General features: G+C 36.7%; 15 protein-coding genes. 5 read left to right on the forward strand and 10 right to left on the reverse strand.

Going from position 1 to position 13,834, the window contains the following annotated elements; translation table 11 throughout:
- Nucleotides 1-13: 13 nt before the first annotated feature.
- The gene (locus AMD00_RS13790) at nt 14-991 is read right to left on the reverse strand and encodes an alpha-ketoacid dehydrogenase subunit beta (protein WP_053417595.1); all 978 of its coding nucleotides are present in this window, start codon (nt 989-991) and stop codon (nt 14-16) included.
- Nucleotides 992-994: 3 nt separating this feature from the next.
- A complete protein-coding gene (gene pdhA / locus AMD00_RS13795) occupies nt 995-2,110 on the reverse strand; it encodes a pyruvate dehydrogenase (acetyl-transferring) E1 component subunit alpha (protein ID WP_053417596.1) in 1,116 nt (371 codons plus the stop codon).
- Nucleotides 2,111-2,469: 359 nt separating this feature from the next.
- Here pdhA and def point away from each other — a divergent pair, with 359 nt between their 5' ends.
- Nucleotides 2,470-3,027 carry a peptide deformylase gene (gene def, locus AMD00_RS13800; RefSeq protein ID WP_053417597.1) on the forward strand — a complete coding sequence of 186 codons (558 nt, stop codon included), beginning with the start codon at nt 2,470-2,472 and terminating at the stop codon, nt 3,025-3,027.
- A gap of 55 nt (nt 3,028-3,082) precedes the next feature.
- Here the strand turns inward: def and AMD00_RS13805 are convergent, their stop codons facing one another.
- Complete coding sequence (locus AMD00_RS13805; protein ID WP_053417598.1) at nt 3,083-3,856, reverse strand: Cof-type HAD-IIB family hydrolase; 774 nt, start codon at nt 3,854-3,856, stop codon at nt 3,083-3,085.
- Between the two features lie 282 nt (nt 3,857-4,138).
- Here AMD00_RS13805 and AMD00_RS13810 point away from each other — a divergent pair, with 282 nt between their 5' ends.
- Both AMD00_RS13810 and rnjA read left to right on the forward strand, forming a co-directional pair.
- Nucleotides 4,139-4,348 (forward strand): DNA-dependent RNA polymerase subunit epsilon, encoded by a 210-nt coding sequence (locus AMD00_RS13810; RefSeq protein WP_053417599.1) that lies wholly within the window; start codon nt 4,139-4,141, stop codon nt 4,346-4,348.
- 4 nt (nt 4,349-4,352) lie between these two features.
- Nucleotides 4,353-6,020 carry a ribonuclease J1 gene (rnjA, locus tag AMD00_RS13815; protein WP_038183613.1) on the forward strand — a complete coding sequence of 556 codons (1,668 nt, stop codon included), beginning with the start codon at nt 4,353-4,355 and terminating at the stop codon, nt 6,018-6,020.
- Between the two features lie 154 nt (nt 6,021-6,174).
- Here rnjA and AMD00_RS13820 read toward each other — a convergent pair whose 3' ends face one another.
- The 7 genes from AMD00_RS13820 to aceA all read right to left on the reverse strand — a co-directional run bounded on the left by AMD00_RS13820 (nt 6,175) and on the right by aceA (nt 12,055).
- A complete protein-coding gene (locus AMD00_RS13820) occupies nt 6,175-6,834 on the reverse strand; it encodes a potassium channel family protein (RefSeq protein WP_053417600.1) in 660 nt (219 codons plus the stop codon).
- A 144-nt stretch (nt 6,835-6,978) separates the two neighbouring features.
- Entirely contained in the window at nt 6,979-7,437 is a 459-nt protein-coding gene (locus tag AMD00_RS13825; RefSeq protein ID WP_053417601.1) for a TlpA family protein disulfide reductase, read from the reverse strand.
- A 98-nt stretch (nt 7,438-7,535) separates the two neighbouring features.
- The gene (locus tag AMD00_RS13830; protein ID WP_038183596.1) at nt 7,536-8,084 is read right to left on the reverse strand and encodes a peroxiredoxin; all 549 of its coding nucleotides are present in this window, start codon (nt 8,082-8,084) and stop codon (nt 7,536-7,538) included.
- 360 nt (nt 8,085-8,444) lie between these two features.
- Complete coding sequence (locus tag AMD00_RS13835) at nt 8,445-8,723, reverse strand: hypothetical protein (RefSeq protein WP_053417602.1); 279 nt, start codon at nt 8,721-8,723, stop codon at nt 8,445-8,447.
- 282 nt (nt 8,724-9,005) lie between these two features.
- Nucleotides 9,006-9,128 (reverse strand): YhfH family protein, encoded by a 123-nt coding sequence (locus AMD00_RS23710; RefSeq protein WP_200866437.1) that lies wholly within the window; start codon nt 9,126-9,128, stop codon nt 9,006-9,008.
- Nucleotides 9,129-9,148: 20 nt separating this feature from the next.
- Nucleotides 9,149-10,753 carry a malate synthase A gene (aceB, locus tag AMD00_RS13840; protein ID WP_053417603.1) on the reverse strand — a complete coding sequence of 535 codons (1,605 nt, stop codon included), beginning with the start codon at nt 10,751-10,753 and terminating at the stop codon, nt 9,149-9,151.
- Nucleotides 10,754-10,771: 18 nt separating this feature from the next.
- Entirely contained in the window at nt 10,772-12,055 is a 1,284-nt protein-coding gene (aceA, locus tag AMD00_RS13845) for an isocitrate lyase (protein WP_053417604.1), read from the reverse strand.
- Between the two features lie 183 nt (nt 12,056-12,238).
- Here aceA and AMD00_RS13850 point away from each other — a divergent pair, with 183 nt between their 5' ends.
- Together AMD00_RS13850 and AMD00_RS13855 are read left to right on the forward strand one after the other, a co-directional pair.
- Nucleotides 12,239-12,910 (forward strand): LytTR family DNA-binding domain-containing protein, encoded by a 672-nt coding sequence (locus tag AMD00_RS13850; protein ID WP_053417605.1) that lies wholly within the window; start codon nt 12,239-12,241, stop codon nt 12,908-12,910.
- A 379-nt stretch (nt 12,911-13,289) separates the two neighbouring features.
- Nucleotides 13,290-13,832 (forward strand): helix-turn-helix domain-containing protein, encoded by a 543-nt coding sequence (locus tag AMD00_RS13855; RefSeq protein WP_053417606.1) that lies wholly within the window; start codon nt 13,290-13,292, stop codon nt 13,830-13,832.
- Nucleotides 13,833-13,834 lie beyond the last annotated feature (2 nt).

The following is a 13,834-nucleotide window of genomic DNA, read 5'->3' on the forward strand; positions in this document are numbered from 1 at the left end:
TTTCGAAAACGAATTAGAATGTTAGTACTTTTTTCGCTGTTTCAACAATATCTTTTGCATTCGGCAACCAAACTGCTTCTGCTTGTGGGAACGGGTAGATTGTATCCGGTGCTGCTACACGAAGTACCGGTGCTTCAAGACTAAGAATAGCACGCTCTGTAATTTCAGCTACTACATTAGCAGCAATACCTGCTTGTTTTTGTGCTTCTTGAACAACAACTGCACGACCTGTTTTTTCAACAGAAGCAATAATTGTTTCAATATCTAGCGGTTGAATAGTTCGTAAATCCACAACTTCAACTGAGTACTCTTCTTTTTCTAATAATTCAGCAGCTTTTAGTGATTCGTGTACCATTGCACCGTATGCAAAGATTGACAAATCTGTTCCTTCACGCTTCACATCAGCTTTTCCTAATGGAATAGTATAAGACTCTTCAGGAACCTCTTCACGGAACGAGCGATATAATTTTAAATGCTCAAGGAAGACTACTGGGTCATTATCACGAATAGATGAGATTAGTAACCCTTTTGCATCATAAGGTGTTGAAGGTACGACTACCTTTAATCCTGGTTGAGATGCCATTAAGCCTTCTAAGCTGTCTGAGTGCATTTCTGGTGTATGTACACCACCGCCAAATGGAGAACGGATTGTAACAGGTGCACCAAGTGCTCCACCTGTACGGTAACGCATACGTGCTAATTGACCGCTTACAGAGTCCATTACTTCATATATGAAACCAAAGAATTGTATTTCTGGAACCGGACGGAAACCTTGAAGCGCAAGACCGATTGTTAATCCACCAATACCTGATTCTGCTAGTGGCGTATCGAAAACGCGATCTTCCCCAAATTCTTTTTGAAGACCTTCAGTTGCACGGAAAACTCCTCCGTTGACACCAACGTCTTCACCGAACACTAGAACGTTTTCGTCATCTTTTAATTCGCAGCGTAGTGCGTCTGTAATTGCTTGAATCATCGTCAGTTGTGCCATCGGTTACTTCGACTCCTTCTCTTTGAAGATTTCGTATTGTTCTTGTAAATTATATGGTAAATCGCCATCATTCATATTACGGATCAGTTCTGTTACTTTTTGTTTTGGTGCCGCATCCGCTTCTTTGACAGCTGCTTTAATCTCTTCTTTAGCTTTTTCAATTACTTCTGCTTCTTTTTCTTCGCTCCACAAACCTTTTGCTTCTAGGTATTTACGGAAACGTACAATTGGATCTTTCTTTTCCCATTGTGAATCTGTATCAGAAGTACGGTAACGAGTTGGATCATCTCCAGCCATAGTATGTGGACCATAACGGTAACACATTGTTTCAATTAACGAAGGACCTTCACCATTTACGGCACGTTGGCGCGCATCGCGAGTTGCTACGAAAACTGCAAGCGGATCCATTCCATCTACTAAGATACTAGGAATACCTGCTGCAATACCCTTTTGAGCGATTGTTTTCGCTGCAGTTTGCAATTCACGTGGTGTAGAAATAGCAAATTGGTTATTTTGAACGATGAAGATCGCTGGTGAACGAAACGCTCCTGCGAAGTTAATACCTTCGTAGAAGTCCCCTTGTGACGAACCACCATCACCCGTATATGTTACAGCAACGGATTTTTTGCCTCGTTTTTGCATACCAAGTGCAACTCCAGCTGTTTGAATATACTGAGCACCAATAATAATTTGTGGTGGTAACACATTAACATCCTCAGGAATTTGATTACCTATGAAATGTCCACGTGAGAATAAGAATGCTTTATAAAGCGGTAGTCCGTGCCAAACAATTTGAGGCACATCACGATATCCCGGTAAAATATAATCTTCTTTTTCAAGCGCATAGTGAGAAGCAATTTGAGAAGCTTCTTGACCCGCTGTTGGTGCATAGAATCCTAAGCGTCCTTGACGGTTCAATGAAATTGAACGTTGGTCTAAAATACGCGTGAAAACCATTCGGCTCATTAATTCAACTAATTCAGCATCCGATAGTTTCGGATCTGCATCTGCGTTAACAATTTCGCCTTCCTCATTCAAAATCTGAAACATTTCAAATTTTTCTTCAATCTCATGCAAGTTTGCAACTGGATCGAATTGCTTTGATTTTTGTGAAGCCATGTTACCACATCTCCTCTGTGTCTGTATTATAAATTTTTTTCGTTTTAGTAATACAACGTTTCTTCGTTCTCAGTATACTGAATTAAAATAAATAGGTCAATCATTGTTATGATAATGCTTACATTATTTTATTCTTATTATTCAGAAAAACCTGTACTATAAACGTTTAGACAACTGTATTATACAACAGATTATTTTTTCCACCCTTTACTAGAACAGCTTTTTACCTCGTATTAAATATTCCCAAATGTCATAAACTTAAACAAATAATCTTTTAAGAACTCTCTTTTCCATTGAACGATTGTCGTTGTTCGTTATACTATGGATATAGATTTTGTATCGAAAGGAAGAAACGAAAAATGATTTTAATGGATAATGTAATTCGCGAAGGCCATCCAACTTTACGTACCCGCGCGAAAGAACTAACTTTCCCCCTATCACCTGAGGATAAAAAGCTAGGTCAAGACTTACTTGAATTCCTTATTAATAGTCAAGACCCTGTGTTAAGTGAAAAATATAACTTGCGTTCTGGAATAGGTATTGCCGCTCCGCAAATAAATGAATCAAAAAGAATGTTTGCACTTCATTTACCTGATGACAATGACAATCAAATCAGTTTCGTAGCTGTAAACCCGAAAATCGTTAGTCATTCAGTAGAAAATACTTATTTAACAAATGGTGAAGGTTGTTTATCAGTTGATCGGAATGTAGCTGGTTACGTACCACGTCATGCACGAATTACAGTTAAATTCCATACACTCGATGGTGAAGAGAAAAAAATGCGCTTAAAAGGAATACCCGCAATCGCGTTTCAACATGAATTAGACCATTTAAATGGTGTCATGTTCTATGATCATATTAATGAATCCAACCCATTCGCGGATGTACCTAATTCTCAACCAATTGAAAATAATTAACACAAAAAGCCTTACTATGAGTCGTAAAATCATAGTAAGGCTTTTTTATTGTTTTTTATACCAATTGTAATTTTTCCATTGCTTTTACTAATCCATCTTCATCTACATGATCAGTCACAAAACTCGCAACAGTTTTCGCTTTCACATGACCATTTCCCATCGCTACACCTGTCCCAACTGCTGTTAGCATTTCAACGTCATTTAAGCCATCACCGAAAGCTATCGCATCTTGCATTTCAAAATTTGTATATTCAAGTAATCGTTCAATCCCATACGCTTTAGAAACACCTTTATTTAATACATCACAACAATAAGTATGCCAACGAACTAACTCCAATTCAGGAAAAGCCTTTGCATACTCTTCTTCCTCCTCAACACTTACGTATAATAATACTTGATAAATAGGATGATTTAAGTAGAAATCTTTATCAAGTCTTGGCATAGGATAGAGTAAAGAAGTCAAGCTTTCCTTTATCTGATGATGCTCTGGAACAGAAGTAACCATCTCATGATTATCTAAAAAAACTAATGGTTTGTCCTGTTTCTCCACATAGTTAACAAGAACCTTCAGTTGTTCGAGTGGCACTGGCTTCAATGAGATGGGCTGCCCCTTATACACAACGTATTGGCCATTGAAACAAACATAAGAGTCTAATTTTAGCGTTTCAAGAACTTCCTGAATCATAAACGGCGCTCTACCCGTAGCAATAACCACTTCATGACCATTATCTTTTGCTTTTTTTACCGCATCAATTGTTGTCTGTGGAATTTCTTTTTTCGAATTATAAAGTGTTCCGTCAATATCAAAAAATAATATTCTTTTCTGCATACTAAATTACTTCCTCTCTTTTCTTGTATTTCCGTTTGTTAAGTAAAATAACTTTACAGTAATAACTTAATATTGTATAATGTCCACGAGGAGTGATATGCCATGTTTAAACGCCTTAAAAAACAATTGTTGAAACGGCTTAATGGCTTGCTCGGAAAAAAAACAATCGCTTAAGTTTATTTGCCCTTCATAATTTTGGAGGGCTTTTCTTTATTTTAAGTTACTAGCGTGATAATATAAAGGAAATGCAATTATTTTGAACGTGTTAAAGGAGAGCATATTATGATTTACAAAGTTTATTATCAAGAAAATGCGCTTGAAGTACCAGTTCGCGAAAATACTAAAAGCTTATACTTAGAAGCGGCAGACGAGCGTGAAGTTCGTCAAAAACTTAAAGACCGTAACTACAATATCGAGTTTGTTCAGTTGCTTGAAGGAAACTACTTAGAGTACGAACAAGCAAGCGAACATTTCCACGTGGAGAAACTCTAAACGTATGAAGTTTGTCAAAAACGACCAAACAGCGGTTTTCGCACTCGGCGGACTGGGCGAAATCGGTAAAAATACGTATGCCGTACAATTCCAAGATGAAATTATCTTGATTGACGCAGGAATTAAATTCCCTGAGGATGATCTATTAGGTATTGACTATGTTATACCAGACTACACTTATTTAGTAAGAAATGTAGACAAGATTAAAGGTCTTTTCATTACACATGGTCATGAAGATCATATTGGTGGTATTCCTTATTTGCTACGTCAAATTAACATTCCTGTATACGGCGGCAAGCTTGCACTAGGTTTGTTACGTAATAAATTGGACGAGCATGGTTTACTTCGCCAAACAAAAATGATTGAAATCCAAGAAGAGGACATTATTAAATTCCGTAAAACTTCTGTGAGCTTCTTCAGAACAACCCACAGTATTCCGGATGCATACGGTATTGTCGTTAAAACTCCTCCTGGTAATATCGTTCATACAGGAGATTTCAAATTTGACTTCACTCCTGTTGGTGAACCAGCAAACTTAACAAAAATGGCTGAAATCGGACGTGATGGCGTGTTATGTCTACTATCTGATAGTACAAATGCCGAAGTTCCTAATTTCACAATGTCTGAACGCAAAGTTGGAGAAAGTATTGATGAAATTCTACGCAAAGTAGAAGGCCGTCTTATTTTTGCAACATTCGCTTCAAATATTCACCGTTTACAACAAGTTACAGATGCCGCTGCTAGACACGGACGTAAAATCGCTGTATTTGGCAGAAGTATGGATAACGCCATTACAATTGGTCGTGAATTAGGCTACATCACTGCACCAAAAGAAACTTTTGTTGATTCACAAACGTTAAATCGTTTGCCAGCTAACGAAGTATTGATTCTTTGTACTGGTAGCCAAGGTGAACCAATGGCAGCACTTTCTCGTATTGCCAATGGGACTCACCGTCAAATCCAAATTCAACCTGGCGATACTGTTGTATTTTCATCTTCACCAATCCCAGGAAATACTATTAGCGTTAATAAAACAATTAACTCATTATTCCGTGCAGGTGCAGAAGTTATTCATGGTTCACTGAATAATATTCATACTTCTGGTCACGGCTCTCAAGAAGAACAAAAACTAATGCTTCGTCTGATTAAACCAAAATTCTTTATGCCTATTCATGGTGAGTATCGCATGCTTCGTATGCATGCTGATTTAGCTATTGATTGTGACGTAGAACCAGACAATACGTTCATCATGGAGAATGGTGACGTCCTTGCACTTAGCCCTAATACGGCTGCTGTATCAGGCCGAATTCCTTCTGGTGATGTTTACATTGATGGTAATGGAATTGGTGATATCGGTAATATCGTATTACGTGATCGTCGTATCCTTTCCGAAGAAGGTCTAGTCATCGTTGTGGTTAGCGTGAATATGGAGACACAGAAAATTGTTTCCGGTCCGGATATTATCTCTCGTGGTTTCGTATATATGCGTGAATCAGGTATGATGATTAATGAAGCTCAACAAATGTTGAACCGTCACTTACAACGTACATTACAAGACAAAACACCTCAGTGGTCAGAATTGAAAAATGATATCACTGATGCATTAGGACCATACTTGTTTGAAAAAACAAAACGTCGTCCAATGATTTTGCCGATCATCATGGAAGTTTGATTACAAAAGGGTAGAGATTTAATAATCTCTACCCTTTTTATAATTTTATTGTGAAAATATAAAAAAACGAAATATGTTGTTCATATTAATTACCCCAAAGGATAATTCATCTCTAGCTCTTAAAAATGAATGATTCTTAAAAAATTTTTTACTCTTAATTCATCATTTTCTTCTCAAAACGACTAATATCAACATCTGCTCCGATAACAATTAAAATATCACCTTCATGAATGACCTCATCTGCTTGCGGTGAAACGATGATTTCTTGCCCTCTTTTAATCGCTACAATATTGATACCATATCTTACCCTGATATCTAAGTTAATGATTGTATGGCCTTCTAATAAATGATTTGCCTTAATCTCCATAATTGAATGTTCATCAGATAATTCCAAGTAATCGAGTACATTATTTGACATCATATTATTCGCAATACGAATCCCCATATCACGTTCTGGATGGACAACATGATCAGCACCAATTTTTCTTAATACTTTTTCATGGTAATCATTTTGAGCTTTTACAGTAATTTTCTGCACTCCAATTTCTTTTAACATTAATGTGGTCAAAATACTCGATTGGATGTCGTCACCAATTGCTATGATTACATGTTCAAAGTTTCGGATTCCAAGTGACTTCAAAACAGATTCGTCCGTCGTATCTGCTACAACTGCCTGCGTAGCGATAGGAGCAAACTCGTCCACCCTTTCTGGTTGTTTATCTATTGCCATTACATCAGCACCTTGTTGTATCAGCTCCGAAACGATACTGCCGCCAAAACGACCTAATCCAATGACAACAAATTCTTTTTTCATGAAAATTTCCCCCGATACTGTAAAGAATGGACATAGTGTAACACAATACATTTAAGCATACAAACGCAACTATCACTATTTTTTCCAATAAAAAAAGAATTATCCTTATAAAAACAGGACAATTCTTATGATATTCGAAATAGCTTAAGCTTCAGCGTTACGAACTTCGTCTAATACACGGTTAACGCGTTTTTCAAGCATTTTCATACCGCTTCCACCAGCTTGGAAATGACGAAGTTGGCCTTCTTTATCAAAAACATAATATGCAGGTACATATTGGTTATCGAAGGCATCAGTTAACTTCATTTCACCGTCAACAAAGATTGGTTGTGTAATATCATGTTCAGCTGCAGTTGCTTTTATAACGTCTAAATCTAAATCACTTTCAGAACGGGGCATATGAACTGCAACAACATTTAATTCTTTACTGTATTCATCACGGAATTTATTGACATCTGGCATTGCTTCTTTACATAAATGACAGCTTACAGACCAGAAATGGATTAGAGTTGGTTTGTTACCGATTAAGTTTGCTTTTGATACTTTACCGTTTAACCAAGCTGTTGCGCCTACTAATTCAGGCATTTGAGCACGTAGTTTCATGTTTAATCACCTCATAATGGAATTCGTACATAGTATATTCTCATCTTTTAAAAAAAGACCTAACGTTTGTTAGGCCTTTTTGATGTTAGAATTCTAAATTAAACTTCAAGAGTTTTTTGACCTGGGCGCCAGTTAGCTGGGCAAAGACCGCCAGTTTGTAGTGCTTGTAGAACGCGAAGAGTTTCATCTACATCACGACCGATGTTATTGTGATTAACAACTTGATATTGAAGCTCGCCTTCTGGATTAATGATGAATAATCCACGAAGTGCTACGCCTTCTTCTTCAATTAACACGCCATAATCACGAGATACACGTTGATTGTGGTCAGCTGCTAATGGAAATTTTAATTGGCCAAGACCATTTTCAGTACGATCAGTGTTGATCCATGCTAAGTGAGTGTGGATTGTATCAGTTGATACACCAATTACTTCTGCATCAAGATCTTCAAATTCATCGTAACGATCTGACATTGCAGTGATTTCTGTTGGGCATACAAATGTGAAGTCCATTGGATAGAAGAATAAAACAGTCCACTTGTCGTTTTTCATGTTTTCTTCTAAATTAACTTTACCGAATTCTTTATTAGCTAATACTGCTTGCATTTCAAATCGAGGTGCTTGATTTGCTACTAAACGTTCTGCCATGTTGAATCCCTCCAAATATTGTTATGTATGCTATTGCGAAAAGATAAAATTTTCACAATAATCCAATTCCTACAATAGCAAATCAACATTGTGAAATCAATCAATTACACTTAATAATTATTCTAATCTATCTCCTATTGTGACAAATAATCGACATTTTGTGCATCCAAGAAATAAAGAATTTATTCTTTGTATGAATTTATTAATTATATTAAAAAAATGATAACAAAAGAAAAAACCCCATAAATGGAGTTTAATTTGATAGAAATTATTATAATTATAGGCTTTTTTGTCAATGTAACCGTATTATATATGGAAAAGTAATCCACAGATTAATTACTGTCAATTTTACAATAACAATTACAAAGGTCGATTGGGCCGGCCTTTACAATTTTCACAGGAGGGATCCTCACATGCCTCTTCTCTCCATTCATTGCAATTTGCACAAAATAATGCATCATAATCATCTGAATAACGTAATAACCCTAAACATTCAGGACAATAATCTTCTAATGCAACCGCATCGATTAAACGATTATTCACCATTAGGAATGTACCTTCAAAAACGGGATCACTTGGGACTTTCACCGCACCCTGTCGTTCTTTAGGATCTAGATAAAAAAACAATTTCTTTCCCAATATTTCCGCCTCCTTAGACACCTAGTTTAGCATAAATCATCATCATTTTTCTCTATAATACTTTTTATTTTTCAAGAACATTTCGGTGAACTATTGCATATGTACATATATTAATTTCATGGCGGAATGGTACTATTTAAACATAGCATGAGGAATGTAGAATGCGGTTTTAAAAAGTCGGGAAATCTATATTTCAAATACAATATGGATTATGGTTAAAACAATCACAAAAAAACTCATCAGCCTTTTGTTGACTAATGAGTTTAACTTTTAATATTGATTTTATTCTTCGTTTATGCCGATGCAGCGCTCACACTCATAAAGAGTTGATTCAACACGCTCAACAATTACGCATCCGCATTCACGACAATGTTTTTTTGCTACTTCTTGTTTCGTTGTTTTCATTGTAATCTCCTCCGTTTTTGTTATTGAATATGACTATAGCTTGGTAAAGTTAGAAATTCCTCAAACGCCGGTTTTAACGTCAAGAATTTGAAAATGTCTGCCGCTTCCTCATAACGACCATTTTGGAAGTTTTCCTGGCCAACTTGTTGCTCAATTTCTGCAAGTTCTTGTTGTAATATTTCTATAAATAGTTGCTCATTAATGTTACGACCATCATCAAGCACCCCTCGCGGATGACGAATCCATTGCCAAGTTTGTGAGCGTGAAATTTCTGCTGTAGCCACATCTTCCATCATATGGTTGATTGGCGCAGCTCCATTACCTCGTAGCCATGAAGCGATATATTGAACCCCTACACTGCAATTGACTCGTAATCCTGCCTCTGTTATCGTTCCTACAGGCACTTCTAACAAATCTTCTGCTGTAACATGCACATCTTCCCTTTTACTATCAATCTGGTTTGGTGTTTTCATATGTTCATCGAATTGCTCCATAGCTACTGATACTAACCCCGGATGGGCAACCCACGTTCCATCATGACCATCTGATGCTTCACGACGCTTATCTTCTCGCACTTTACCAAAAGCGATTTCATTTGCCTCTGGATTATCTTTAATTGGAATTTGCGCAGCCATTCCCCCAATAGCTGGTGCATTCCGTTTATGACAAGTTTGCACACATTTCAAAGTGTACGCACGCATGAATGGCGATGTCATTGTCACTTGATCACGATCAGGTAAAATAACTTCTGGTTGATTGCGTAATCGTTTCAAATAGCTGAAAATGTAGTCCCATCGTCCACAATTTAAACCTGCTGAATGCTCACGCAATTCATATAAAATTTCATCCATTTCAAATGCAGCTGTAATCGTTTCGATTAAGACAGTAGCCTTAATTGTTCCTTGCGGAAGCCCTAGTTGCTCTTGAGCATAAATAAATACGTCATTCCATAATCGTGCTTCTAAATGGCTTTCAAGTTTTGGTAAGTAGAAATAAGGACCTGATCCACGGGCCACTAACTCCTTCGCATTGTGGAAGACATATAAACCGAAATCAAACAGTCCTCCAGAGATTGATTCACCGGCAATTTCTATATTCTTCTCAAGTAAGTGTAAACCTCGAGGGCGAACAAGTAAGACAGCTGGATTGTCATTTAATTGATATGTTTTACCATTTGATGATTGTGTAAAGAAAATTGTTTTTCTAACTGCATCACGCATATTCACTTGCCCTTCAATCATATTGTCCCAAGTTGGTGATGTTGCATCTTCAAAACATGCCATGAACACTTTTGCCCCAGAATTCAGTGCATTAATGACCATTTTACGATTAACAGGACCCGTAATTTCTACTCGACGATCTTGTAGATCTGCAGGAAGTGGAGCAATAGTCCACTCTCCCTCACGGATTTCTTTTGTCTCTGGAAGAAAATCCAGTTTCTCACCAGCATCGATGCGCTGTTGTCTATTTTGACGTTCTTCTAATAATTCTTTTCTTCTTTGATCAAACTGGCGGTGTAACGAAGCTATAAATTGCAAGGCTTCAATTTTTAAAATTTTTTCGCTAGATGCCGATTGTTTCCCTAAAATTTTTATTTCTTGAGAAGTTACTTGTTTAGTACTCATAGCCCATCCCCCTTTTGATTAAATAAATTGTGCTGTTTCTGTAGAACCCTTCATAGCAGTTGTAGATGATGTTCCCCCGGAAATCACTTGTGACACCTCATCAAAGTAACCAGTTCCTACTTCGCGTTGATGTTTTGTAGCTGTATATCCTTTTGTTTCGTTAGCGAATTCAGCTTCTTGAAGTTTAGAGTATGCAGCCATGCCATTGTTTTTATAATCATGCGCTAGTTCAAACATGCTGTGGTTTAACGCATGGAATCCAGCTAACGTTACGAATTGGAATTTGTAACCCATCTTACCTAGTTCAACTTGATATTTAGCGATTGTTTCATCATCTAAGTTTGCTTTCCAATTGAATGATGGTGAGCAATTATACGCAAGCATTTTATTTGGATATTTTGCACGAATTGCATCAGCAAATTTCTTTGCCTCTTCTAAGTCTGGTGTTGATGTTTCGCACCAAATTAAGTCTGCATACGGTGCATAAGCTAGGCCGCGTGCAATCGCTTGATCAATACCCGCTTTTGTACGGAAGAATCCTTCGGGAGTACGTTCCCCTGTGATAAACTCTGCATCTCTTGGATCGATATCACTTGTAACCATATCTGCTGCATCTGCATCAGTACGTGCAATTAAAATTGTAGGTACATCTAAAACATCAGCTGCAAGCCTTGCAGAGATTAGATTGCGAATTGCATTTTGTGTTGGAAGTAAAACTTTACCACCTAAATGACCACATTTCTTCTCCGAAGCTAATTGGTCTTCTAAGTGAACTCCTGAAGCTCCTGATTCAATCATACCTTTAACTAATTCAAAAACATTTAAAGGTCCGCCAAAACCAGCTTCAGCATCTGCTACGATCGGTGCGAACCAATCAAAGCCATCTTCGCGCCCTTCTCCATGATCAATTTGATCTGCTCGTTGTAATGCTTGGTTAATACGCTTAACAACCGCAGGAACGCTATTAGCTGGGTATAAGCTTTGATCAGGATACATTTGACCTGAAAGGTTTGCATCTGCTGCTACCTGCCAACCACTTAGATAAATTGCTTGTAACCCCGCTTTAACTTGTTGTACAGCTTGATTCCCTGTCAATGCACCTAAAGCATTGATAAAATTTTCTTCATGTAAAGATTTCCATAGACGTGTTGCACCTTTTTTTGCCAATGTATGTTCAATAATTACAGAACCACGTAATTTAACTACCTCTTCTGCACTATATGGACGTTCAATTCCTAACCATCGCCCTTCTTCAGACCAATTCTTTTCTAATAGCTCCACTTGTTGTTGTCTCGATACCATAACAATCCACACCTTCCAATTAATTTACGTTAAAATCTGCTTGAATTAAGTGTTGCATAACAGACAACGTTGTTATAAATTAATATATAACAGTTTCTAATTTTTGTTATTGTTTTTCGACAAAAACCCATTTTTTTACGATGAAAGAATGTTTTTCCAAGATGAATTGAGGGGGCACTTCAAATGGTTGAGGATAAAGTTGGTTTTGCAAAAGGTTTAGTTGATCAATACAAGAATTTGTTAGCGGATTGGGTTCCACAGGAGGCAACGCTGGCGATTGCTATCGGAGACTCTTACATCTATTATGTGGCGGGCGATTATGATGTACATTTAAACAATGGCCAAGGGATAAAAAAAGGGAGCATTGCTGAACGAGTTATTCAAGAAAGAAGAAAGATCGAAGCTGTTGTAGAAGAAGAGATATTGGGTACACCCTATTACTGCATTGGTTATCCGATCGACTTACAAGGGCAACATGCAGCACTATTAGTCATATTACCACCCAATTATCATTTAGCTGTAAAAGAACCTTTTCGCTTTATAACTGGTAAACAACATGATGAATGGGCGCCAATCGCAATTGAAAAAGTTTCACATTTTGAAAGCTTAAATAAGAAAAGCTGGTTTTATGCTAAAAGTGAACAATACAAAACGAACTTAACATTAAAAGAGTTACATAGACGCTTACCTGACTGTTTTTTAAGAATTCACCGTTCTTATATAGTGAATATCCACTCTATTCAAAAAATAACTAGAGATTTCTCATCAAATTTAATGATTGTTTTGAAAGATAATACTGAACTTCCTGTCAGTAGTACCTATATTAATGATGTGAAGAGAGCTCTGGAGTTTTGAGATTAATATTAGTAATGTCTACCGAATGCGAAGATGCATTCGGTTTTTTAAATTTAATGAATTAGGTTAATTGAGAACCTCTTGTTAGATATGCTTGGTTTTTTTATTACTAGAACAATTTGAAGAAATCATCTCCTATATAAATAGAATACTTTCTTCCCATTAAGGGTATGAAAATATAGAGAATAACCATTTTCATCTTAAAACTTCATATATTTTCTCATAAACTTTCAATACTGCTATTATTTTTTCTAAAAACGGTTGAAAAATGCTGTCAATTTTGTATAATAGATATCGTTTGAGTAAACTAAAAGTTTCGTTAAAGTAAACTTTCGATTCTTTAAGTTTACGAATAGTAAACAATCGAGGAGCAAGGTAGATGCAAATCGGCAAAAAGATTAAACGACTTCGCCTAAAAAAGGGTCTTACCCAAGAAGAGTTAGGTGAAAGAACAGATTTGAGCAAAGGTTACATCTCACAATTAGAAAGAGATTTAAACTCCCCTTCTATTGAAACTCTCTTCACATTACTAGAAGTTCTTGGCTCAACACCGAAAGACTTTTTTGATGATGAACAAGAAGAACAAAAGGTCGTTTACACAGATGATGACCAAACAATCTTTACAGACGAAGATAAAAAATATCGTATTCAATGGCTTATTCCAACTTCTAATGAAAAAGAAATTGAACCTGTCATTTTAACATTTGAACAAAACGGTGAATTCAAACAATTTGAGCCTTCTCTCTCTGAAACATTTATCTATGTTTTAACTGGGCGTGTTCGACTTGTATTAGGTAAAGAAGAATATATCGCAACTGCAGGAAATGCGGTCTATTTCGATGCTTCAGATACTCATCAACTGTTTAATGCTCACGCAGGAAAAACCGAGCTTTTACTCGTCGCAACCGAATCTTATTTATAGTT

It is taken from the genome of Viridibacillus arvi (assembly GCF_001274945.1).
Taxonomy (GTDB): Bacteria; Bacillota; Bacilli; order Bacillales_A; family Planococcaceae; genus Viridibacillus; species Viridibacillus arvi.

What these genes read in the sequence shown, in the direction of transcription:
- AMD00_RS13830 (WP_038183596.1), bottom strand. Translation starts at nt 8,084, where the DNA reads ATGGCAGAACGTTTAGTAGCAAATCAAGCACCTCGATTTGAAATGCAA.
- aceA (WP_053417604.1), bottom strand. Translation starts at nt 12,055, where the DNA reads ATGGTATCGAGACAACAACAAGTGGAGCTATTAGAAAAGAATTGGTCT.
- AMD00_RS13825 (WP_053417601.1), bottom strand. Translation starts at nt 7,437, where the DNA reads ATGAAACTACGTGCTCAAATGCCTGAATTAGTAGGCGCAACAGCTTGG.
- AMD00_RS13850 (WP_053417605.1), top strand. Translation starts at nt 12,239, where the DNA reads ATGGTTGAGGATAAAGTTGGTTTTGCAAAAGGTTTAGTTGATCAATAC.
- rnjA (WP_038183613.1), top strand. Translation starts at nt 4,353, where the DNA reads ATGAAGTTTGTCAAAAACGACCAAACAGCGGTTTTCGCACTCGGCGGA.
- AMD00_RS13805 (WP_053417598.1), bottom strand. Translation starts at nt 3,856, where the DNA reads ATGCAGAAAAGAATATTATTTTTTGATATTGACGGAACACTTTATAAT.
- AMD00_RS13810 (WP_053417599.1), top strand. Translation starts at nt 4,139, where the DNA reads ATGATTTACAAAGTTTATTATCAAGAAAATGCGCTTGAAGTACCAGTT.
- AMD00_RS23710 (WP_200866437.1), bottom strand. Translation starts at nt 9,128, where the DNA reads ATGAAAACAACGAAACAAGAAGTAGCAAAAAAACATTGTCGTGAATGC.
- AMD00_RS13855 (WP_053417606.1), top strand. Translation starts at nt 13,290, where the DNA reads ATGCAAATCGGCAAAAAGATTAAACGACTTCGCCTAAAAAAGGGTCTT.
- pdhA (WP_053417596.1), bottom strand. Translation starts at nt 2,110, where the DNA reads ATGGCTTCACAAAAATCAAAGCAATTCGATCCAGTTGCAAACTTGCAT.
- AMD00_RS13820 (WP_053417600.1), bottom strand. Translation starts at nt 6,834, where the DNA reads ATGAAAAAAGAATTTGTTGTCATTGGATTAGGTCGTTTTGGCGGCAGT.
- aceB (WP_053417603.1), bottom strand. Translation starts at nt 10,753, where the DNA reads ATGAGTACTAAACAAGTAACTTCTCAAGAAATAAAAATTTTAGGGAAA.
- AMD00_RS13790 (WP_053417595.1), bottom strand. Translation starts at nt 991, where the DNA reads ATGGCACAACTGACGATGATTCAAGCAATTACAGACGCACTACGCTGC.
- def (WP_053417597.1), top strand. Translation starts at nt 2,470, where the DNA reads ATGATTTTAATGGATAATGTAATTCGCGAAGGCCATCCAACTTTACGT.